The sequence below is a fragment of the Xanthomarina arctica genome (assembly GCF_014638915.1).
GTDB classification, from domain to species: Bacteria; Bacteroidota; Bacteroidia; order Flavobacteriales; family Flavobacteriaceae; genus Xanthomarina; species Xanthomarina arctica.
Genome location: NZ_BMFQ01000002.1, coordinates 994,216 through 1,018,364 on the forward strand (window position 1 = coordinate 994,216; position 24,149 = coordinate 1,018,364).

16 protein-coding genes are annotated in these 24,149 nt (G+C 34.0%); 5 read left to right on the forward strand and 11 right to left on the reverse strand.

Features of this window, described 5'->3' with window-relative positions:
• Positions 1 to 140: 140 nt before the first annotated feature.
• Positions 141 to 629: a SixA phosphatase family protein gene (locus tag IEV77_RS10835; RefSeq protein WP_188464613.1), complete on the reverse strand. Its 489-nt coding sequence runs from the start codon at positions 627 to 629 to the stop codon at positions 141 to 143.
• Between the two features lie 477 nt (positions 630 to 1,106).
• Here IEV77_RS10835 and IEV77_RS10840 point away from each other — a divergent pair, with 477 nt between their 5' ends.
• Genes IEV77_RS10840 through IEV77_RS10855 form a run of 4 tightly spaced genes read left to right on the forward strand, consistent with a single transcriptional unit; the run spans position 1,107 to position 14,209 of the window.
• Positions 1,107 to 1,613 (forward strand): hypothetical protein, encoded by a 507-nt coding sequence (locus IEV77_RS10840; protein ID WP_188464615.1) that lies wholly within the window; start codon positions 1,107 to 1,109, stop codon positions 1,611 to 1,613.
• Between the two features lie 30 nt (positions 1,614 to 1,643).
• Complete coding sequence (locus IEV77_RS10845; protein ID WP_188464617.1) at positions 1,644 to 11,342, forward strand: HYR-like domain-containing protein; 9,699 nt, start codon at positions 1,644 to 1,646, stop codon at positions 11,340 to 11,342.
• Positions 11,343 to 11,354: 12 nt separating this feature from the next.
• Complete coding sequence (locus IEV77_RS10850; RefSeq protein WP_188464619.1) at positions 11,355 to 12,281, forward strand: PorP/SprF family type IX secretion system membrane protein; 927 nt, start codon at positions 11,355 to 11,357, stop codon at positions 12,279 to 12,281.
• Between the two features lie 11 nt (positions 12,282 to 12,292).
• Entirely contained in the window at positions 12,293 to 14,209 is a 1,917-nt protein-coding gene (locus IEV77_RS10855) for an OmpA family protein (protein ID WP_188464621.1), read from the forward strand.
• Between the two features lie 567 nt (positions 14,210 to 14,776).
• On the opposite strand, the gene IEV77_RS10860 is transcribed toward IEV77_RS10855, so the two are convergent.
• Positions 14,777 to 15,271, reverse strand: coding sequence for a CAP domain-containing protein (locus tag IEV77_RS10860; RefSeq protein WP_229736653.1), 495 nt, complete (start codon positions 15,269 to 15,271; stop codon positions 14,777 to 14,779).
• 165 nt (positions 15,272 to 15,436) lie between these two features.
• Complete coding sequence (pdxH, locus tag IEV77_RS10865) at positions 15,437 to 16,084, reverse strand: pyridoxamine 5'-phosphate oxidase (protein ID WP_188464623.1); 648 nt, start codon at positions 16,082 to 16,084, stop codon at positions 15,437 to 15,439.
• An 82-nt stretch (positions 16,085 to 16,166) separates the two neighbouring features.
• Between pdxH and IEV77_RS10870 the strand changes: the two genes are divergently transcribed.
• Positions 16,167 to 16,580 (forward strand): hypothetical protein, encoded by a 414-nt coding sequence (locus IEV77_RS10870; RefSeq protein WP_188464625.1) that lies wholly within the window; start codon positions 16,167 to 16,169, stop codon positions 16,578 to 16,580.
• On the opposite strand, the gene IEV77_RS10875 is transcribed toward IEV77_RS10870, so the two are convergent.
• From IEV77_RS10875 to porQ, 8 genes are all read right to left on the reverse strand, one after another.
• The gene (locus IEV77_RS10875) at positions 16,577 to 17,482 is read right to left on the reverse strand and encodes a ribonuclease Z (protein WP_188464627.1); all 906 of its coding nucleotides are present in this window, start codon (positions 17,480 to 17,482) and stop codon (positions 16,577 to 16,579) included. The two genes, IEV77_RS10870 and IEV77_RS10875, sit on opposite strands and share 4 nt — an antisense overlap.
• A gap of 113 nt (positions 17,483 to 17,595) precedes the next feature.
• The gene (locus IEV77_RS10880; RefSeq protein WP_188464629.1) at positions 17,596 to 17,928 is read right to left on the reverse strand and encodes a ribonuclease Z; all 333 of its coding nucleotides are present in this window, start codon (positions 17,926 to 17,928) and stop codon (positions 17,596 to 17,598) included.
• A gap of 4 nt (positions 17,929 to 17,932) precedes the next feature.
• The gene (locus IEV77_RS10885; protein ID WP_188464631.1) at positions 17,933 to 18,862 is read right to left on the reverse strand and encodes an aspartate carbamoyltransferase catalytic subunit; all 930 of its coding nucleotides are present in this window, start codon (positions 18,860 to 18,862) and stop codon (positions 17,933 to 17,935) included.
• A gap of 98 nt (positions 18,863 to 18,960) precedes the next feature.
• Positions 18,961 to 19,311, reverse strand: a complete 351-nt coding sequence (locus IEV77_RS10890) for a hypothetical protein (protein ID WP_188464633.1) — start codon at positions 19,309 to 19,311, stop codon at positions 18,961 to 18,963.
• Positions 19,312 to 19,339: 28 nt separating this feature from the next.
• The gene (gene pyrR / locus IEV77_RS10895; RefSeq protein WP_188464635.1) at positions 19,340 to 19,888 is read right to left on the reverse strand and encodes a bifunctional pyr operon transcriptional regulator/uracil phosphoribosyltransferase PyrR; all 549 of its coding nucleotides are present in this window, start codon (positions 19,886 to 19,888) and stop codon (positions 19,340 to 19,342) included.
• Positions 19,889 to 20,107: 219 nt separating this feature from the next.
• Positions 20,108 to 21,961 (reverse strand): 30S ribosomal protein S1, encoded by a 1,854-nt coding sequence (rpsA, locus tag IEV77_RS10900; RefSeq protein ID WP_188464637.1) that lies wholly within the window; start codon positions 21,959 to 21,961, stop codon positions 20,108 to 20,110.
• Between the two features lie 228 nt (positions 21,962 to 22,189).
• The gene (gene cmk, locus IEV77_RS10905; protein WP_188464639.1) at positions 22,190 to 22,885 is read right to left on the reverse strand and encodes a (d)CMP kinase; all 696 of its coding nucleotides are present in this window, start codon (positions 22,883 to 22,885) and stop codon (positions 22,190 to 22,192) included.
• A gap of 145 nt (positions 22,886 to 23,030) precedes the next feature.
• Entirely contained in the window at positions 23,031 to 24,050 is a 1,020-nt protein-coding gene (gene porQ / locus IEV77_RS10910) for a type IX secretion system protein PorQ (protein WP_188464641.1), read from the reverse strand.
• Between the last annotated feature and the right edge of the window lie 99 nt (positions 24,051 to 24,149).

A 24,149-nucleotide genomic window follows, 5' to 3' on the forward strand; every position in this document is an offset into this window, starting at 1 on the left:
CAATTATTTTCAATGAATAAATTATTAAAATGATTTTAAAATCAAGATTAATAGAAACTGTTTTCACTAGGGTTCACAACCTATTTGAAGGAAAAAACTATCCCTTCAAAAGATAAAATATTCAAAATTATTTAGAGTACTTAGATCCTTAAATCTCTCGGAAAAATAATTTTTACCGTTTCGCCCTTATAAATATATTTCCAAGAATCTACTTGAAACTCAATTATTACAAGCCCACTTGTAGGCACATTCTCAATATATCTATCACCAAAATTATTTACAAAATATGTTAATGCCTCATTATGACCAAAAACCATTAAGGTTTCAATGTCATTTGAAACAGCTTTTATTGTTTTAATGAGATTTTCTCCAGAAAAGTCGTAAAGGTTTTTATCAAATTCGATGATATTTGAATCTATTTTCAAATTTTCAAGGAAAATCTCTGCTGTATTTTGAGCTCTTTTTGCTGCGCTAGAAAGCACTTTATTTGGTAATAATTGATACTGTTTAAAACTAAGGGAAACGAGCTTAGCATCATTGATTCCTCTAGATTCCAATCCTCTTTCATGGTCTGATATGCCTTCGCTCCATGAAGATTTAGCATGTCTAATAAGTATTAGTTTTTTCATTTTTTACGATTAAAAGCAACTTTTATCGACAAAGTGTTGCGCATGTCGGACATATGACTTAATTTGGCCACAAATAAAACAAAGTAAGCTATTATAAATCTATTAAATTTAATTATTAAATATTTGAAATCGCACAAAAAATAATTAGAAAGACCCAAAAGTTAGAATTTCCAGAATTATTTGGTTCGGTTAATTATTGCATTTCATCGATGAAGTGATTTTAAAAGTCCGCTTATCGAGTATTTAAGTTATTTAACATTTATTTTTGATTGATACAAAGAATCGCTATTTATTTGTTGTGTAAGCTATAATTAAAAATGATCCCAAGTCAAAAAATTAACTTAATCCATTATGCATTGATGCGTCAATGTACTTCCCTCAGCAATTTTATATCAAATTGCAAAACAAACAATTAAGTCAAATTTACAGATTTTACATTTTTATTATTTAAGGTTTATCATTTAAACTTGAAAGATTATGAGAAAAATAATTAAACGAACGTTATCAAACTTTCTAATGGTTTGTGCTCTAACAGTTTTCTTTTCTGTTAATGGATTTGCACAAGAAAACATTTACCAGATTTTCGATGAAAATTCTGGAAACAGCAATTTAAGGAGTTCAGTAAGTATTCCTAATCAATTGTTACATGGTAAGAACCCTACCATCTATATTGAAAATTCTACAATTATTAATGTTACAGGAGAAACTAGTCCTAAAGTTTTAAAACTTTTGGATGCAACTTCTATAAACATGTTACAAAATAATAACAATCTTTATAATGGGGTTGAAGTTATTACCATAACCTTAAATAGAGCTTCTGATTTAATTAACAGATTAGATGTTTCCAGAATTAACGGATTCTCATCGTTAAAATACATTTATGTAAAATGTTTATTTGATTGTTCAGATCAACAAATAAATAATTTCCTTTTAAATGCAGATTCTGTAACAACAGTATTCTATAAAGTTGTAAACCAGTCCTAAATTAAATTATAATAATTAATTATTATACAGATGAAAAAACTATACGCTATTAAAATTCAAGCTAATAGAAACCTAATTCAACTAGTCTTATTAACGGTTATGTTATTAGGTGCTAGTTTATTTAGCTACAGCCAGGTTAGAGTTCCTTTTACTCCAAGAGCTTCCCAATATACTCCAGGTCAAACTGTTTATAATATTAAGGGAGATTTTACAATGGTAGGTAACACAAACTTAACATTAGTAAATTACAATACTACTAGAAATAATAGTAATAACGACATGGAATTTGTTGATGTAGATGGTGATTCTTCTACTAACAACTCCTCATCATCAACTTTACAATTCTCTGAAGAAAATGGTGCTATCCAAAGTTGTTCTAATATTATATATGCAGGACTATACTGGACTGGCAGAAGTAATAGCAGTAATTTTACAGATTTACAAAGAAGGACTATCAAATTTAAAGGTCCAAATCAATCTTATCAAACATTAGTTGCAGAAGCAGGAGACATTAGATATCCTGGTGATAACGGCATGTATGCTGGATATAAGGAAGTAACTGCCGAAGTTATAAATGGTGGTATAGGTGAATATTTTGTTGCAGATATGGCCCTTTCTGAAGGAGATGGTGGAAGTACTGGTTACTATGGTGGCTGGGGAATGGTAGTTGTTTACGAAAATTCAAAAATGGACTGGCGTGATGTTACTGTTTTTGATGGTTATGCTTATGTAACTGGAGGAAATGCGAGCCATACTTTAGATATTTCTGGTTTTAAATCGGTTCAAAATGGTGATGTAGATTTTAAACTTGGAATGATGGCTGGTGAAGGAGATGTTGGAATTTCTGGAGACTATTTTCAAATAAGAAGACAATCTGATAATCAATATCAAAGTTTAAGTCATACAGGAAATACAGCTACTAACTTTTTCAATTCTTCCATTTCTACTGGAGGAAATGATAGAGATTTAGAATTACAAAATAATACAGGATTAGACATAGCCATGTTTGAAGTGGCAAATCCTAACAATACTATTATAACCAATAACCAAACATCTACCCGATTTAGGTATGGTTCTACTGCAGACACTTACATTATTTTTAATATTACCTTCTCTGTAGACGCTTATGTACCCGATGTTGAAGGTACAGTTACAACAACTAATGTTAATAACATGCCTAATCCTGTACCGCTAGAAGTAGTGCCTGGAGATACTGTAGAATATGGCATGGAGATAAGAAACAAAGGAACAGAAGCTACTAACAATACGGTAATTACCTTACCTATTCCTTATACATCTTCGTATAACGATTTAAGTATTGCTTATACTGTTAATCCACCTTTATTTTCTCCACCGGTTCCGGCTCCGTATTATAATCCTAATTTGGGAGCAACAGGATCTATTGTATGGGAAATTGGGACATTACCAGTTCCAACCAACCCGAATGACATATTAGCTACTCTTTCTTTTGAATTAGTTGCCACCACCGATTGTGCTTTATTAGTAAATGCAAGTTGTGGTACTAATATTTCTTTAGGAGGGTCGATTAGTGGTGTTGGGAATACATCTCAAACCTCATTTAATCAAAATTTAATTCAGGGGTTTAATGCCACTGGAAATTGTATTGGAGAACCAATACCAACCCCTTATATTATTCCAATCAATTCTCAACAATATGTTACTGAAAATTGTGGTAGCTACACTGCTGTTAGAGATTTTTACTTCTGTAATATTGGAACAACTCCAATTCAAACATCTCAAGTAAGTGCAGAATTCCCACAAGGATCTAGATATTATAACGAATATCCGCTTACTCCAACTACTACAGAATATAATGCGTCTAATCCATTTCCTCCTGTAACTGGAACGTACTATGCTATTCCTCCGGGATCATCAACTTGTTATTATCAATTTACAATACATGTTGAAGTCATTACTTCTACGCCAACTGCTACAGATGTTTTCTATTGTTTAAATGAAACTGCGAGTCCTTTAACGGCAACTCCTAGTGCTCAAGGAAACCTATTGTTTTATTATATAAATAACAATCCAAATACCATTGGTCAAACTAGTATTACTCCTAGTACGACTGCTGCTGGTTCAACTACATATTATGTAGCTGAAGGTCTTGACGAAGATTGTGTTAGTCCAAATAGAATCCCTATCGTTGTAACTGTATACGATGAAATTACTATAACCTTAGAAAGTATCACTCCAACAACTTGTAATGTTAATAATATAGGAGCTATAGATATTTCCGTAACTGGAGGTACTGGCGATTATACTTATTTATGGAATGATACAGCTAATTCAACAACTCAAGATATTTCTGGTTTAGCTGCAGGTTCTTATACAGTTGTTATAAATGATGACAATTCTAATTGTACTGCTACTGCTACTTTCGAAGTAATTGTTGAGGCAAGCACTACCCCAATTATTACAGCTCCTGTTGGATTCTCAACTGATGGTTGTACATCTGCAGATGTAACAAACGGAGATTTAACAGCTTTGGCATATTCTGAAACTGAAGTTACTATTACTGAAGCTGAATTTTTAGCTGAAGGTGGTACTTTTACTGAAAATAATGTTGCAAGCATTACTTATCAAGACAGTACTTCTGGTTCTTGTCCTTTATTAGTAACTAGAACTTTTACAATTACTAATGAATGTGACGTTTCCACAAACGATACACAAACAATTACAATAAACTCACCTGCTGTTGTTGTAAATGCTCCGGCTAATGCTTCTGCTGAGGCTTGCGATTATGCAACTCAGGCTGAAGTGGATACGGCTTTCAATACATGGTTAGAAGGATTTACTGTATCTGGTGGCTGTGATGCTACTGGAACTTACGGAACTCCTACTGCTCCTCTTTTATGTGAAGGTGGTACAACTACGGTTACTTATACGATTACTGATGCGTGTTCTCCATCAACTATTGATAGAACATTCTCAATAACTGCTCCTGAAGCTCTTGTTGTAAATGCTCCAGACAATGCTTCTGCTGAGGCTTGCGATTACGCAACTCAAGCTGAAGTGGATACGGCTTTCAATACATGGTTAGAAGGATTTACTGTATCTGGTGGCTGTGATGCTTCTGGTTCTTACGGAACTCCTACTGCTCCTCTTTTATGTGAAGGCGGTACAACTACGGTAACTTATACAATTACTGATGCTTGTTCTCCATCAACTATGGATAGAACATTCTCTATAACTGCTCCTGAAGCTCTTGTTGTAAATGCTCCGGCTAATGCTTCTGCTGAGGCTTGCGATTATGCAACTCAAGCTGAAGTGGATACGGCTTTCAATCTTTGGTTAGAAGGATTTACCGTGTCTGGTGGCTGTGATGCTTCTGGTTCTTACGGAACTCCTACTGCTCCTCTTTTATGTGAAGGTGGTACAACTACGGTTACTTATACTATTACTGATGCGTGTTCTCCATCAACTATCGAAAGAACATTCTCAATAACTGCTCCTGAAGCTCTTGTTGTAAATGCTCCGGCTAATGCTTCTGCTGAGGCTTGCGATTATGCAACTCAAGCTGAAGTGGAAACGGCTTTCAATCTTTGGTTAGAAGGATTTACCGTGTCTGGTGGCTGTGATGCTACTGGAACTTACGGAACTCCTACGGCTCCTGTATTGTGTGAAGGTGGTACAACTACGGTTACTTATACAATTACGGATGCTTGTTCTCCAACAACTTTAGAAAGAACATTCTCAATAACTGCTCCTGAAGCTCTTGTTGTAAATGCTCCAGACAACGCTTCTGCTGAGGCTTGCGATTATGCAACTCAAGCTGAAGTGGATACGGCTTTCAATACATGGTTAGAAGGATTTACTGTATCTGGTGGCTGTGATGCTACTGGAACTTACGGAACTCCTACTGCTCCTGTTTTATGTGAAGGAGGTTCTACAACTGTAACTTATACTATTACTGATGCGTGTTCTCCATCAACTATCGAAAGAACATTCTCAATAGCTACTCCTACTCCTTTAACTATTGTAACCGAAGCTTCTAATATCGACATACAATGTGATGGTACTGGAAATAATGGTGCCATTCAAGAATGGTTAGATAATAATGGCTATGCAGTTATTTCAGATAATTGTTCTGCAATAACTTGGACTAATAATTATGGTGGTGCTGCTTCTGATTGCGCGGCTCCTATTTTTGTTACCTTCACAGCTACTGATGCTTGTGGAAATTCAGTAAATACGTCTGCTTCTTATTCTATTATTGATGCTGTAGATCCTGAAATTACAACTCCTGCTAGTCCGCTTACAGTGGAATGTGATGGCAATGGAAATATGGATGATTTAAACAGTTGGTTAACTAGTAATGGTGGGGCTACTGCTACTGATGATTGTTCTGCTATATCTTGGACCAACAACTATACAACTCTTTCTGATGATTGTGGGGAAACTGGTTCTGCTTCTGTAACTTTTACTGCAACAGACGCTTGTGGAAACGAAAGCTTTACAACCGCTATCTTTACTATTATTGATTCAATAGCACCTGTCGCTCCAACGGCGCCTGCTCCTTTAGCTTACCAGTGTTTAACAGATGTAACTGTAGCTGATGAATTAACGGCAACGGACAACTGCTCTGGAGACATTATTGGTGTTTTAGAAGAAATTACTGATAACTCAAATCCTTGTAACATAATTATTACACGCACTTGGACTTTTACGGACGCATGTGATAACAGTTCATCTGTTTCTCAGATAATCACAGTATCAGACACAATTGCTCCTGTAGCTCCAGAAGCTCCAGCTAATATAACTGTTGAATGTATAGTCTCTGATTTACCTGTTCCACCTGTTTTAGTAGCCTTGGATAATTGTTCTGGTGAAATTATTGGTGTTTTAGAAGAAGTTATTGACAATTCTAACTCTTGTAACGTGATTATTACACGTACTTGGACATTCACTGATGCTTGTAATAACAGTTCGTCTGTTTCTCAAATTATCATTGAAGTTGACACGATTGCTCCTGTAGCACCTGATGCTCCGGCCGATATTTCTTATGAGTGTATCTCAGAAGTTCCTCTTGCTGCAGAATTAACTGCTAACGATGCTTGCGCCGGTTCAATTATGGGTGTAGTTTCAGAAATTACTGATGAAACCAATCCTTGTAACATCCTTATTACACGTACTTGGACTTTTACAGATAGTTGTAACAACAGTTCAACTGTTTCTCAAACAATTACGGTAGCAGATACGATTGCTCCTGTAATTAGTGTTGAAGCTTCTAATATTGATATCCAATGTGATGGCACTGGAAATGATGGTGCTATTGTAGAATGGTTAAATAATAATGGTGGTGCTTCAGCATCTGATAACTGTGGAACGATTACTTGGACTAATAATTATGGTGGTACAGCCTCTGATTGTGCAGCTCCTATTTTAATTACTTTCACTGCTACGGACGCTTGTGGTAATTTTGTTAACACCTCTGCTTCTTATTCTATTATTGATAATGTTGCTCCTCAAATAACAGTTGCTACTTCAGAAACTGTGGAATGTGATGGGTCTGGAAATACGGTAGCTTTAGAAGCTTGGTTAATGAATAATGGTGGCGCAACTGCCACTGATGATTGTTCAGCGATAACTTGGTCTAATAATTTCACTAGTATTACTAACGATTGTGGAGAAACTGGATCTGCTAGTGTAACTTTTACTGCAACTGATGGTTGTGGAAATGAAAGTTCAACAACTGCCATCTTTACAATTATAGATACAATAGCTCCTGTAGCTCCTACTGCTCCTGCCTATATCACTTACGAATGTGTAGCTGATGTGCCTGTTGCTGTTCAATTAACTGCTACGGATAACTGTGCTGGAGAGATTGTTGGTGTACTTGAAGAAATTACTGATAACTCAGATTCTTGTAACATAACTATAACACGTACTTGGACATTTACTGATCCTTGTAATAACAGTTCGTCTGTTTCACAAATTATTATTGTTTCAGATACAACACCTCCAACTTTTAATGGAGTTAATAATCCTGTTTGTGTTGCTGAATTGATAAATGGGTCGTTTGAAGCGAATACTTTTAATGGTACTCATGTTCAGTTCCCGCAAGCACAAGTTCCGGGGTGGAGCACAACAGCCCCACATGGAACATTAGAATTACAAAGAAATGGTCAAGTTGATGGCTCAGTGCCACATAGTGGAAACTATCATTTCGAATTAAACGGTCGAGGTTTAGATGATTTATATCAAGAGTTCTGTACGTTACCGTCTAGTGAATTAGAAATCACGTTTTTCCATAAGAAAAGAGCTGGTTCTAGTGTAGTAGATGTTTTAGAATTATATGCTGGAAACGATCTTAATAATTTAACCTTATTAGGTACTTTCCAAGTAAATGCGAATGAAGGTTGGAAAGAAAACATTGTAAATTATACCGTTCCAGCGAACCATAATTCTACAATCATACTTTTTCAAGCCATATCTGGTTCCACAGTTTCAGTTGGAAACCTATTAGATGATATTTCTGTAAGTTCTAATAATAATTCTTACGGTCCAATGCCTCTAGATATTACTGTAGAATGTACAGAAATTCCAGAAGTGCCAATCCTTACAGCCTCTGATAATTGTGGAGAAGCTACTGTTACATTTACAGAAACTCAAAACCCAGGTAGTTGCGATAATGAATACACAATTATAAGAACTTGGACTGCGACTGACACATGTGGAAATTCAATTTCACATACACAGAATATAACAGTTCAAGATACAACTGCACCAGGATTTGTTCAATCACCACCACAAGACATTACTGTAGAATGTGATGAAATTCCTGAGGCTCCTGTATTAACTGCAACTGATAATTGTGGAGAAGCTACTGTTGCCTTCGTTGAATCAAGTACCATGGGTGATTGTCCAACAATAGAAATTATTGAAAGAACATGGACAGCTACAGATGCTTGCGGAAATGAAACTATTATTACCCAAGTTATAACTGTGGTTGACACATTAGCTCCTACGGCTCCAGATGCACCAGCCGACATTACATATGAATGTGTTGCAGATGTACCTGCTCCTGGAGAATTAACCGCAACAGATAATTGTTCTGGTGACATTACAATTATTGGTATAGATGTTACTGATAGTACGGATCCTTGTAATGTAATTATTACACGTACCTGGACTTTTACAGATGTATGTAATAATACATCTTCTGTTACTCAAACTATTACGGTCTCAGACACGACACCTCCAGAATTTACTGGTGTTAATGAGCCTGTTTGTGTTGCCGAAATTATAAATGGAACTTTTGAAGCCAATACTTTTAATGGCGAACATGTCCAATTTCCTCATGAAGAGGTTCCAGGATGGAGCACAACAGCGGCACATGGAACTTTAGAAATACAGAGAAATGGACAGATCGATGGCTCAATTCCACATAGTGGGAACTATCATTTTGAATTAAATGGTAGAGGTTTAGATGATCTATATCAAGAGTTCTGTACGCTCCCGTCTAGCGAATTAGAAATAACTTTTTATCATAAAAAAAGACCTGGATCTAGTGTCGTAGATGTTTTAGAACTTTATGCAGGTAATGATTTAAATAACCTGACATTATTAGGAACATTCCAAGTAAATGAACAAGAAGATTGGAAAGAGAATATTGTAAACTATACCGTTCCTGCAAATCATAATTCAACAATTATTTTATTTCAAGCTGTTTCAGGATCTTCTAGTTCAGTTGGTAACTTATTAGATGATATTTCTGTAAGTTCAAATAACAATTCTTATGGACCTTTACCTACAGATATTACTGTAGAATGTACTGATATTCCTGAAATACCAGAACTTACAGCTACTGATAATTGTGGAGATGCTTCTGTAACATTTACAGAGACTCAAACTCCTGGAGCTTGTGATAATGAGTATACAATTGTAAGAACATGGACAGCTTCTGATACCTGTGGAAATTCAATTTCACATGTACAAAATATAACCGTTCAGGATACAACTGCTCCTGGTTTTGTTCAAAATCCACCACAAAACATAACTGTAGAATGCGATGCTATTCCAAATGCACCAATATTAACTGCAACTGATAATTGTGGAGATGCTACTGTTACATTTATAGAATCGAGTACAACTGGTACTTGTCCAACTTTAGAAATAATTGAAAGAACTTGGACGGCTACAGATGCTTGTGGAAATGAAACTATTATTACGCAAGTTATAACAGTAGTTGACACTATTGCTCCTGTTGCTCCTGCTGCTCCTGCCGACATTACATTAGAGTGTGTTATTTCAGATATTCCAGATGCTGTGGAATTAACGGCAGTAGATAGTTGTTCTGGTGATATTATTGGTATTGTTTCGGAAACTACCGACGAATCGAATCCTTGTAATGTAACTATTACACGTACTTGGACGTTTACGGATACTTGTAATAACAGTTCAACTGTTTCTCAAACAATTACGGTAGCTGATACAATAGCGCCATTAGCACCAACTGCTCCAGCAGACATCACTTACGAATGTGTTGCTGATGTACCTGTAGCCGCTGACTTAATTGCTACTGATAATTGTGCTGGTGAAATTACAGGTGTTGTTTCAGAAACTATGGATGACTCGAATTCTTGTAACGTGATCATAATCCGTACTTGGACATTTACTGATGCTTGTAATAACAGTTCTTCTGTTTCTCAAACAATTTCAATATCTGATACAATAGCGCCATTAGCACCAACTGCTCCAGCGGACATCACTTACGAATGTGTTGCTGATGTACCTGTAGCCGCTGATTTAATTGCTATTGATAACTGTGCTGGTGATATTACTGGTGTTGTTTCAGAAACTATGGATGACTCCAATGCTTGTAACGTAATTATAATACGTACTTGGACATTTACTGATGCTTGTAATAACAGTTCATCTGTTTCTCAAACAATTACGGTAGCTGATACTACTGCTCCAACAGTGACAAATAACTTAAGTGATATTACTGTCAATTGTGATGTTATTCCTGATGTACCAACACTAGAGTTTGACGATTGTTCAAGTAATGTAACTATAACTTATTTCAACGAAGACAATTCGTTTGATGGAACAAATAACAATTATGAAATTATTTGGACTTGGGAATTTTCTGATACTTGTGGTAACATAGGAACAGCATCTCAAATCGTGTACGTTACTATGACTGATAATGTACAATTAGTTGATGATAATAGATGTTCTGATGATGGAACCATAGACTTATTCGATTACTACAATGGAACAGATACCTCTGGTACTTGGGTAGTTATTTCTGGTCAAACATCTTTAGATGGTAGTTATTTTGATCCTTCAGATGTGCCATTAGGTAATTATGAGTTTAGTTATACTGTTGCTTCTAATGGTTGCTTAAGTACAACCGAAGTTACCATAACGGTTAATGATGACTGTATTGTACTTCCATGTGGTAGCGATGATGTGATTATCTCTAAAGCTATTACTCCTAACGGTGATCAATGGAACGAATATTTCACGGTGACTGGAATTGAAACATGCGGATTTGTAATAGATGTGAAAATATTTAACCGTTGGGGAGCTATGATTTATGAATCTGGAGACTACCAAAATAATTGGAATGGAACAGTTTCTAAAGCATCCATTGGAAATGCTAATAACGTTCCTGCTGGAACATATTATTATATTCTAAATTTAAAAAATAGTGGATTACAACCTATTACAGGATATGTCTACATCGGAACCAAATAAAAACGATAACCTATGAAACTTTATAAACATTACATTGTTGCGATAGCATTGTTGAGTTGTACGGTTGGAATTGCACAACAATTACCTCAATTCACCCAATATATGTATAACACGATCTCAATAAATCCTGCCTATGCAGGAAGCCGAGAGACTTTAAGTGTGGTAGCACTTCACAGAAGTCAATGGGTGGGATTCGATGGAGGACCAATAACTCAAACGCTTTCTATTAGCTCACCTTTAAGAAATGAAAAGATGGGTGTTGGATTATCTGTAATTAATGATAAACTTGGAGATGAACGTTTTACTTATGTTTATGGCGATTTTTCGTATACTATTCAAACGGGGGCTAACACCAAATTAGCATTTGGTGTAAACGCAGGATTTACAAGTTATAGTTTAGATAGAACTGCGGTTGATCCAGGTAGTCAAGATCCTAACATTTATGGCATAGAAGATCGCTGGAGTCCAAATATTGGAGCTGGTGTTTACTGGCATTCACAAATGTGGTATTTAGGTCTTTCTGCCCCTAGAATTTTAAACACTGATTATACTAAGGGTGCAAACAACCAAGATATTGCAGCTTTAGAGAGAGTAAGTTACTACTTTACAGGGGGATATGTTTTCACATTAAGCGAAAACACCAAATTGAAACCTGCCTTTTTGGTTAAAGCAACTAATGGAGCTCCATTATCTTTGGATTTAACAGCGAATTTCTTATTCTTTGAAAAGTTCTGGTTAGGTGGTGGATATAGAGTTAACGAAAACACGTCTGCTATAGGTGTTTTAACAGACTTTCAAGTTTCTAAACAATTTAGAATAGGTTATACTTACGAATATCCGCTTTCAGAAATCAATGCCTACACTGGTGGAACTCATGAAATTTTATTGATGTTCGAATTATTTAAACCTAAACGAATCAAATCTCCTAGATACTTCTAAAATATAACAGCATGAAAACAAAAGTCATATTAACAATAATTGCATTAAGCAGTACTTTTCTATTTTCTCAAGAGAAAGTTGCTGATAAATTTTTTGACAACTATGCCTATTTAAAAGCTGCTGAACTATATCAAGATGCAGTAGATAAAGGCAAAGAAAATGAACATGTTCTTACAAGGTTAGGAGATTGTTACTATAACAACTCAGACTCTGAACAAGCGGCCATCTGGTATGGAAAAGCTTTGGCAAAGTATTCAGATGTTAGTGCGGAACATATTTATAAATACATCCAGACACAACGTAGTTTAAAAAATTACGAAGAAGCTGATAAATGGTTGGAAAAATTTAAAGAGAAACAAGACGGCGATAGTCGTGGTAAAAAAGTAAAAGAAAACAATTTATATTTATATGAAAAATTAGCTTCTACTGCTGGGACTTCTGTAAAACTGGAGAACCTTTTAATGAATTCTGGTTATTCAGATTTTGGATCTTTTGTTAATGCCAATACCATTTATTTTGCATCCGCAAGAGACATTCAAAATGATATATATAAATGGAACGATGAGCCTTTTTTAGATCTCTATCAAGGAACTATTTCTACTACAGATGGTAAAAAAGAAATTTCGGATGTAAAGAAATTATCTTTTGAAGGAGTTCAAAAAAAGAATTTACATACGGCAGACGCCATTGTAACGAACGATGGTAATACCATGTACTTTTCTAGAATGAATGTGGGTAAACGAAATAGAGCTCGTATGGATAAAGAAGGTACGGTTCAATTAAAAATTTACAAAGCCACGCTTATAGATAGCACTTGGTCTAATATTGAAGAATTACCAATTAATAATGATGCCTTTTCAACGTATCACCCGGCCTTAAGTCCTGATAATAAAACCTTATATTTTACCTCAGATCGCGAAGGTGGTCTAGGACAAACAGATATATACAAAGTTGAATTAACAGGTGACAATACCTATGGTGCAGTTTCTAATCTTGGTCCAAAAATTAACACGGAAGGCCGTGAAAGTTTTCCTTTTGTAGCGAAAGATAGTACACTCTACTTTTCATCTGATGGATTCTTAAATTTAGGTTTATTAGATGTTTTTAAATCCGATTATATTAAAAACGAAGATGCCGAAGCTGTCAATCTTGGAGCACCGTATAATAGCGGTTACGACGATTTCGCTTTCTTTATAGATTCAGATTCTAACGAAGGCTATTTCTCCTCCAACAGATTAGGTGGAAAAGGAAGTGATGATATCTACGGATTTACCGTTATTGAATGCACTCAAAAAGTTGAAGGTATTGCCAGAAATAGTAAAACTCTAGAACCGTTACCAATGACAACGGTACAATTAATAGACGAATTTGGTAAAATTGTTAGAGAAATTACAACTAATGAACTTGGTGAATATGCTTTCGATTTAGATTGTAATTCAACATACAAAATACTAGGTAGTAAACCAGATTACAAGGATGCTTTAGTAGCCTTAGAAACTACAGATGAATTTGAGAAAGTCCATAAAGCCGATTTATTATTAATTCCACTTATCAATGATAATGAGATTGTAATAAACCCTATTTTCTTCAATTTTGACAAATGGGATATTAGACCAGATGCCGCTTACGAACTAGAAAATATTGTTTCTGTTATGCGCGAACATCCAAACATGGTTATTAAAATTGAATCTTATACAGATAGTCGTGGTACAGATAGCTATAACATGAAATTATCTGATAGAAGAGCAAAATCTACAAGAGATTATTTATACTCTAGAAACATTGCACAAGAAAGAATTGCTAGTGCTATTGGATATGGAGAAACAGATTTAGTTAACGATTGTTCTAGTGGCGTAGAATGTACTGAAGCCCAACATCAAGCAAATAGACGTTCTAAATTTATAATTCTTAACGATAACGAAAATTAATATTTAATGTTTTAAGTAAAAAACCTGCTTAAACATTTAAAATAAAGTGTAATAAGATTTAGTATTTTTAATATCTATAGCTTACATATTAAACCTTCCTAACAATAGTCTTATTACCTAAAAGCCACTCAACTCGAGTGGCTTTTAAATTTTATAATTACTCGCTTTAAAAACAACTAGATGTATTTTAAAACGAAACATAGTTGTCACTGCCAATGAAACCTTCAAACTTTAAACAATTAATCACAGAACTTCCTTTATAAGAAATTGCAACTTCATTATATTCTATTACAAATAGATTTAGAAGCCTGATAGAGATATACCAAACTCAGAGTCTGTCTATAACCTTAAATTAAAAAGAGATCTTTAAAAAAGCCTGTAAATACGTTTTAGCTAATAGGTTATAAGTCATGGAAAAGACAGATTATATGGCATACAAAAAAACCACTCTCCTATTTTAACAATAGATAGAGTGGTTTTTAAAATTTGCTATTAATTCGACTTAAGGTCTAATCAACTTAAAATAAATATAGCTTACATATTAATTTTTAATTTATTACTAACTGACTATTTTTTTACAAAAATGTTTGTATAAAACCATTTGCCTTCATCATTTTTTTCTGCTGAAATATCGAAATCTGTAAAATCTCCTTCAATATTTTCTTTATGTCCTGGACTATTTAACCACGCATTTACAACAGACTCTGCAGATGTAAATCCATAGGCAACATTCTCAGAAACTGCATTAGCTCCTGCATTATTAATTAAATAATTTTTACGTTGAAAAAAGTTATCATGAGAAACGTTATTATGATCTATCATGTAATCTGTATGACCATAAGCTTGAGATTTAATTAAATTCATGTTATTAAGTGGATTTAACCCAACACTTAATCTGTAGTCATTAATCAATTCTAAAATTTCAATTTCAATAACTTTTGTTTCTGGAACAACAACACTAGAATTCGCATTGTTTGTTGTTTCGTCAAGGCTATCAGTTGAGCAGGAAAATGATAGCAAGGCAAATAATACCATTACTGGTAATAGAGTAGGTTTTTTCATTATGTAGGTAATTTAGATTTGGTATTGCTAATTTAAATTCCTAATTAGAAAAAACTGTTAACAAAATGTTAAAATCGTTAAACTACATGTCTTTTGTCGATTTTTTATACATTTAATCGATGAAATGCATTTTCATAATGATAAAACAAGCTTTTAAACGAATATTTATGGAGATAATCGATTTTTAACCCAATCGAATTCTGGAGTTAATGAATATCTAATTCTATCATGCAGTCTATTAGGTCTCCCCTGCCAAAATTCTATTTCAACTGGTTCCACTAAAAAGCCTCCCCAAAAGTCAGGTCTCGGTATTTCTTTACCTTCGTAGGCCTTTTCTAAAGCTACTAATTTTTCCTCTAGTGCTTCTCTACTTTCTAAAATTTCACTTTGATTTGATACCATGGCTCCTAATTGACTTCCTCGAGGTCTGGATTCAAAATAACCATCGCTTAAATTGTCTGCAATTTTTTTTGCCTTTCCTTTAATAATTATTTGTCTTTCGGCTCCATGCCAAAAAAAAGATAAACATACATTTGGATTATTTTCAATGGCCTTTCCCTTTTCACTTTTATAATTGGTATAAAAAATAAAACCTTCGTAAGTGAATTTTTTAAGAAGCACAACTCTATTTTTTGGAAAACCATCTAAACCTAAGGTAGAAATGGTCATAGCATTGGTTTCAATTTCTGGAAAAAATTTATCAACGTCAAAAAACCATTTTTGAAACAATTCTAATGGATTTTCAGGAGTATCTTCAAGTAAAAGCTCTTGTTTTTCGTAAGATTTTCTGTAATTGCCTAAATCTGTATTCATTACAATGTTATTTAATTATTAAATTGAATTTTCCTTTCATAAATAAACAATTTCACATAAATTTAAGAAAAAATTGCCCTCAATGACATTTGAAAATAGCAAACATTTTAACCTACTTCCAAGTTCAAAAATAGAGTTTTCTTTTGGTACCTTCTTCTTTTTAGATAAAATAGTTGTCTCGGAATTAAATGAAGGCATCCACTTCGATTGGGATAAAATTGAACAAGTTATTTCCTCAATCGCTGATCATTATGGTGATAATTTTAAAGTAGCATTTCTTTCTAATAGAATGAATTCCTATTCAATAGAACCACAATTATGGGTAGATTTTTATAAAGATTATAATTTTATTGTGGCAACTGCCATTGTAGCCTACAACGATTTCAATTTTAAAAATGCCTCATTGGAAAAGCACTTCTCCCAGACAAGCGTAAAACGTTGCGAAACTCTAGATGAAGCCATAGATTGGATTCAAAATTTAAACGAGTTTAATTAAAATTCAAAAACCTTTCCATCTGCCGCTAATTGTACGTTATCAAAAATGGTTTGAGCTTCTAGTTTAAAGTCGTTTAAATTGTCGTAACGCGTAGAGAAATGTCCTAATATTAATGTCCCAACTTCAGCCTGTTTGGCAATGCTTGCTGCTTGTTTAGCAGTACTGTGCTTGGTGGGTGTAGCAAGTTGTTCGTTCTTTTCTAAAAAGGTGGATTCATGGTATAAAACCGTAACATTTTTTATTTGTTCCACCATGGTTTCATTATAAGCTGTATCACTACAAAAAGCATAACTTTTAGATTTATTGGGCTTCTTTGTAACGGTCTCATTTTTTATTAATTCACCTTGATTATTTTCTACGTCGAAACCTTGTTTAAGTTTGTTATAATAAGCTACATCAATATCTGCATTTAAAGTGGCATTCATATCCAATTTACGTTCTCCAAGCTTTTCTTTAAATAGAAATCCATTGGTATAAACTCGATGATCTAAAGGAATGGTATGTACTTCCACTTTGTCATCTTCATAAATTAGTTCCGATTCTATAGAGGTCAATTCATGGAAAATTAGCTGATAATTAGTCCAAGAACCGGCTAATTTCATCTGCAGTGTTACTAGCTCTTTTAAACCTTTTGGAGCATAGATATGTAGTTCGGTTTCCCTAGTTAACAATCTAAACGTTGAGATAAGTCCTATTAATCCAAAATAATGATCGCCATGTAAGTGCGAAATAAAAATATGTTTAATTCGGTTGAATTTCACTTTACTTTTTCGCAATTCCACCTGGGTTCCTTCGCCACAATCGATTAAGAAAATATGATTCTTAATTTCTAATATTTGTGATGTCGGATTGGTATTTGCTCGTGGAACGGCACTATGACAGCCTAATATGGTGAGTTTCATTTTTGATGTTTGTTGTAGAGTTGTTTGTTTTTGAGTCGCTGAACCCATTAATTATTTATCACGTTTTGATAAAATGCCACAGCTAAACAGCTAAACGACAAACGACCAATCTATTAGAACCCTAAGTCGCGTTCCATTTCTTCCATTTCAATAATATCGTAAGCCTCTTTTATTGTTGGAACCACTAGAATTTCGTCTGGCATCTCGTCCAAATTCACTTTATCTGAAACAATAACAAACGAATGTTTTGCTTTTCGGTGTGTATTTGAAAGTTGTAAAAATTCGATAACCTCCTCTAAAGGAATGGCTTTTAAACTTGTTAAAGAAATAATGATATTATCATTTTTATAACGGTTGTAAACAACATCTAGTTTCTTTATCAATTCGAAAACAGATGCTTTTTCTTGGGTAATTACGGTAACATTACCATCTTTATCTATAATCATATTTTTATTGTTTAATTTTTGAAGCTAATAAATATATTACAGCCATTCTAACGGCTACCCCATTTTGCACTTGATCTAAAATAATGGCTTGTTTAGAGTCTGCTACATCACTTGTAATCTCTACGCCCCTATTTATTGGTCCAGGATGCATAATAGTAATCTCTTTATCTAAAGAATCTAAAAGTGCTTTATTTACACCAAACTGTTGCGTATATTCTCTGGTTGATGGAAAATAACTAATGTCCATTCGTTCGTTTTGAACTCGTAACATGTTTGCCACATCACACCAATTTAACGCTTTCCGTAGGTTAGTTTCAACTTTCACCCCAAGCTTATCTATATATTTAGGTAGTAATGTTTTCGGTCCACAAACCATCACATTAGCTCCTTGGAGTTTTAATGCGTAAATATTGGAAAGTGCTACGCGACTATGCAAAATATCTCCAACAATTACCACGTTCTTACCTTTTACCTCTCCTAGACGCTCTCTTATAGAATAAGAATCTAACAAGGCTTGGGTAGGATGTTCATGTGCGCCGTCTCCTGCATTAATAATACTTGCATCCACATGTTGCGATAAAAACACACTAGCTCCAGGATTTGGATGTCGCATTACAACCATATCCACTTTCATGGAAAGGATGTTGTTAACGGTATCTATTAATGTTTCTCCTTTTGTTACTGAAGATTGCGATGCTGAAAAATTAATAACATCTGCTGAAAGTCTTTTCTCGGCAAGTTCGAAAGACAGTTTGGTTCTTGTAGAATTTTCAAAGAATAAGTTGGCAATAGTAATGTCTCTAAGTGAAGGTACTTTTTTTATGGGTCTGTTAATCACTTCTTTAAAATGATCGGCAGTTTCAAAAATAAGTTCGATATCTTTTTTATTCAGATATTTTATTCCAAGTAAATGGTTGACACTTAGTTCACTCATGTTTTTTATTTTTGCCACGAATTACACAAATTTTCACTAATGCAGACGTGAAATGTTGTATTGGTTTCTAATTGTTCGCTTTAATATTAACCTTCCTATTATTTGCATTCATTTATGTTAAAATCAATCTCAGAAATTATTTTATTATTTTTTGTAAATTCTAAATAAACGTGTGCATCATTTAAAAACTTATATCTTATTAAAAGAGGTTTCATAACATTAAATAACTCCTCTGCATTATTTCCGTAGGTAAAAAATCGACCATCAGTATCATCCATATTGACTTCGTGACCATCATGCTTACCAATGTTTTCAGGAATATTTTCATAAAGATCACTTTCTAACCTATGGATTTCATCTAAACCATTAAATTTTCCAAAGCAAATGATAACAGCATCCTTTCTATCATTATTATTAAAGTCCAATTTTTCTAGTTCTTCAAAAGTCATAAAATCTTTATTCTATTCTCTTTACTCTTTATTCATTTATATTTTCAATTAAATAAACGGCATCTTCTCCTTCATTCTCAACCCAGTTTACCTTGACTCTTTCATTATTTATAGCATCTACTTGTCTGCCTCTATAATTTGGCTGAATGGGTAAATGTCTACTAAAACGTCTGTCTATTAAGGTAAGAAGTTCTATTTCCTTTGGTCTTCCAAAGGATTGAATGGCCGTTAAGGCTGAACGAATACTTCGTCCAGTATATAAAACATCGTCAATAAAAACAATGTTTTTATCTTCAACTAAAAAATTTATTTCTGTGGTATTGGCTTCAAGGGGTTTTTCACCTCTTCGAAAATCGTCTCTAAAAAATGTGATGTCCAGAAGTCCTAATTGAACATTTTTTATTTTATAGTCGTCCTTTAATATTTTGGTTAATCGTTTTGCCAAGAATATGCCTCTAGGCTGTATCCCGATTAATACGGTATTTGAGAAATCTTTATGTTTTTCAATTAATTGACAAGCCAATCTGTGAAGAATGATGTTTACCTCTACGGCATTAAGTAACATTTTTTGACTCATATTATCCAAACTTAATTGGTGAACAAAGTTAAGATAAATAATTGTGGTTTACAATGGATTTTCCTGCAAAGACATAAACCTTTCTATTAGCGGAAAGAGGCAGCAAGGATTTGAGAATAAAGCAAAAAAAAGCCTTCAAAATAAATTGAAGGCTTTGATTTTATATAATGGATTACATTCTTGCTTCCTTACCAATTGGCAAGAGAGCAAAGAACTAGATTATTTCTTTCCGTCCATTTTATCTTTAAGAGCTTGTAAAGCGTCGTTAGCATCACCTAAAGTTGGTTTTGCTTCAGAAGCTTGAGCTTCTTGCTTCTTAACAGCTGCTTTTACGTTTGCTGCTTCTTCTGCTCTAAAAATAGCAGTATGAGAAGCTACAACACGCTTAAACTCTTTGTTAAATTCAATGATTTTGAATTCTGCAGAATCACCTTTCTTAAGTTTCTTTCCATCTTCTTTTTCAAGGTGACGAGAAGGAACAAAAGCAACGATATCTTCGTTAAATTCAATAGTTGCACCTTTATCAACAACATCAGCAATTTCTGCTGTATGAACTGTATCTAAAGCGAACTCAGTTTCGTATTTATCCCAAGGATTATCTGTAGTTTGTTTATGACCTAAACTTAATTTACGTCCTTCTACATCTAATTCTAGAACTACTACGTCTAAAGTATCTCCAACATTACAGAATTCACTTGGATGCTTGATTTTTTTAGTCCAAGATAGATCAGAGATATAAATCAATCCGTCAATACCTTCTTCTAATTCAACAAATACACCAAAGTTTGTAAAGTTACGAACAATACCAGAATGGTTAGAACCTACTGGATATTTAGAAGTAATATCTGTCCATGGATCTTGAGATAATTGCTTAATACCAAGAGACATTTTACGATCTTCTCTATCTAAAGTTAAGATTTGAGCTTCAATTTCGTCACCAACAGTTACGAAATCTTGAGCTGAACGTAAATGTGTAGACCAAGACATTTCAGAAACGTGAATTAAACCTTCAACGCCATCTGCTACTTCAATAAAAGCACCGTAATCAGCAATGACTACAACTTTTCCTTTTACTCTGTCTCCAACTTTTACCTCTTCGCCTAAAGCATCCCAAGGATGTTTGCTTAATTGTTTTAATCCTAATTGGATTCTAGATTTATCTTCATCGAAATCAAGGATAACGACGTTTAATTTTTGATCTAATTCTACAATCTCGTTTGGATGGTTAATTCTAGACCAAGAAAGGTCTGTAATGTGGATTAATCCATCTACACCACCAAGATCGATAAAGACTCCGTAAGAAGTAATGTTTTTAACAACACCTTCTAATACTTGTCCTTTTTCTAATTGACCAATAATTTCTTTCTTTTGTTCTTCAATATCCGCTTCAATAAGCGCTTTATGAGAAACTACAACGTTTTTAAATTCATGGTTAATTTTAACCACTTTAAATTCCATTGTTTTGTTAACATACTGATCGTAATCTCTAATAGGCTTCACGTCAATTTGAGAACCTGGTAAGAATGCTTCGATACCGAAAACATCTACAATCATACCACCTTTAGTTCTACATTTAACGAAACCATTAACGATTTCACCATTATCATGTGCCGCGTTAACGCGATCCCATGCTTTAATGACACGAGCTTTTCTGTGAGATAATATTAATTGTCCTGTTGCGTCTTCACGAACATCAATTAATACTTCTACTTTGTCTCCTACTTTTAAGTTTGGATTGTAACGGAATTCGTTTAAAGAAATAACCCCTTCAGATTTTGCGTTGATGTCAATAATAGCATCACGATCTGTAAGGTGAATAACGATTCCTTCAACAACTTCATCATCTAAAGTGTCAACAAAATTAGCCGCTACTAATTTTTCAAATTCTAACAATTGAGAATCTTCAACCTCATCAATACCTTCTTGGTAATTGTGCCAGTTAAATTCTTTTAAGAATTTTTCAGGGTTAGCTTGAGCTTCAGATACTGGAGCTTCTACTTTTTGAGTTTCAGTTGCTTCAACTGCTTGTGCTTCTGTTGCTTCAACTTCAGCTTGGTTTGCTTTTTCAGCCATTTAATGTAAGTTAATAATGCTTTTTACTTAATTTCCAATTTGATGAAAACGTAATCACATTATGTTTTGTATTCTATGCTGTTTCAGAAAATTTAAGCAAATATCACACAGAAGTGTTAATTTAAATTTGTTTTAATCCCTTCTAATTTCTGACTCTCTGCTAAAAGGAGTGCAAAATTAATGTTTTTAGATAAATTATCCTAATGTATTTTTCTAAAAATTAAAGGTTTATTTGTATTCTTTCTGCTTATTTTCAACAAGTTGAAGTATTTTGTTGAATTGCTCCTCTAAAGACAAATTAGAATTGTCTATTTCTATAGCATCATTGGCTTTTACCAGAGGTGAATCTTTTCGATTTGAATCTATAAAATCTCGTTCCTGAACATTATGAAGTACTTGTTCGAAATTAACTTCATCACCTCGAGAAATTAATTCTTGAAACCTTCTATTTGCTCGTGTTTCTGCAGAAGCTGTCATAAATAATTTCAATTCTGCATCAGGAAAAACTACAGTTCCTATATCTCGTCCATCCATAACAATACCTTTACTCTCCCCCATTTTTTGCTGTTGTTTTACCAGCAGTTTTCTCACTTCAGAAATTTCAGCCACCGGACTCACAAAACTAGAGACCTCCATAGTTCTAATATCTTTTTCAATATTATTACCATTTAAATACACTTCAGCAAAACCCAACTCAGGATTAAATTTAAAATTAATAGAAATTTGATCTAGATGATCTATTAAATCCTGAATATGAAAATAAGATGCTCCAATAAACTGATTTTGCATTGCAAACCAAGTAACGGCACGATACATAGCACCAGAATCCACATAAATATATCCTAAATGCTTAGCTAATTGTTTGGCAACGGTACTTTTTCCTGTTGAGGAAAATCCGTCGATTGCAATGGTAATTTGTTTCATGAATTTTATTTGAAGTGCCTAAATTACTTAAAAAACTCAAGCTAGGAAAAGAAAAATACGGATTGAGAACAAAAACATCTTAAGCTCTCATAACTATAGACACTTTTAGTGCTACTAACTTTAGGCACTTTAGACACTTTAAAGATTACCTCAAATCAAGTTGTAACCCAAAAAAGTTAGCATTGCCTGCACTAGAATATCTAGCATGTGTAAAGCTAAAACGTAGTTTATTTAATTTAAGACCAAATCCTGCAGATATACCTGAAAAACTTCGTTGGTCTATAATTTTAAGTTCTTGAGAGCGTCTAAAATTATATCCCAATCGGATACTGAAAGCTCCTTCAGGAAAAATTTCTGCCCCTAAAATGGTGTGATTTAGGACGTTTTGGAAAAAACCAGATTCTTCTTGAGTTTGATTGCCTTCCAAATCGGTTTCTGCTCTAGCTGGATTTGACACCGAAATGGGCCATTCTTGTAAATTCTCGAAAGTTAAATGCCAACGAAGTGGTACATGTTCTAAAGTTTGCGACATTCCGAAAGCGATCTCTAAAGGTAAAGGTTCATTTAAACCAGCATAGGTAGTAATTTGGATTCCGGCATTTCTAACAACAAGCGTTGCCTGAAACTCAAGATCTTCGTTAATATAAATCAGGCCTGCATCTATAGCGGCCCCAAAAGAAGTATATTGCTCTAATTTGGAGGTGATTAATTTAGCACTTCCTCCTAAATAAAAATCTGAATAACCTAATTGCGCTGCATATCCAAAAGAAAGCGCAGCTTCGTTTCCTGTAAAGGAACCTGTAGAATTTCCGTCTTCATCGTAACCATCAAAACTTCCGTAGTTCACATAGTTTACTCCCATATGAAAGGTTTGTGTACGTCTGTCCCAAGTATAGGCATACGCCGCAGTCCCATAACTAATGCCACCCAAATAGCTTGTATAATTTACGGCCAATTGATTATCCATTTCTGGATTAATAGTTGCTGGATTTGTAAGGGCTTGAGAAACATCATAATCGACATTTGTAAAAACTTTCCCACCTAAAGCTGCCTGACGGGGAGAGGCAACCAAGTTTAGAAATTGATACGTTGTTTCGCCACCTACTTGAGCTGAGACAAAAGTACAGGTTAGCAATAAAAAAACAATCGTAAATTTCTTAAACATAAGGGTGCAAAAGTAATTAAGTCTATACTTAAACGGCTGCAAGTATAATTTATTTTTAAATGATAAAAAAAACCTCGAATATAAATTCGAGGTTTTGGT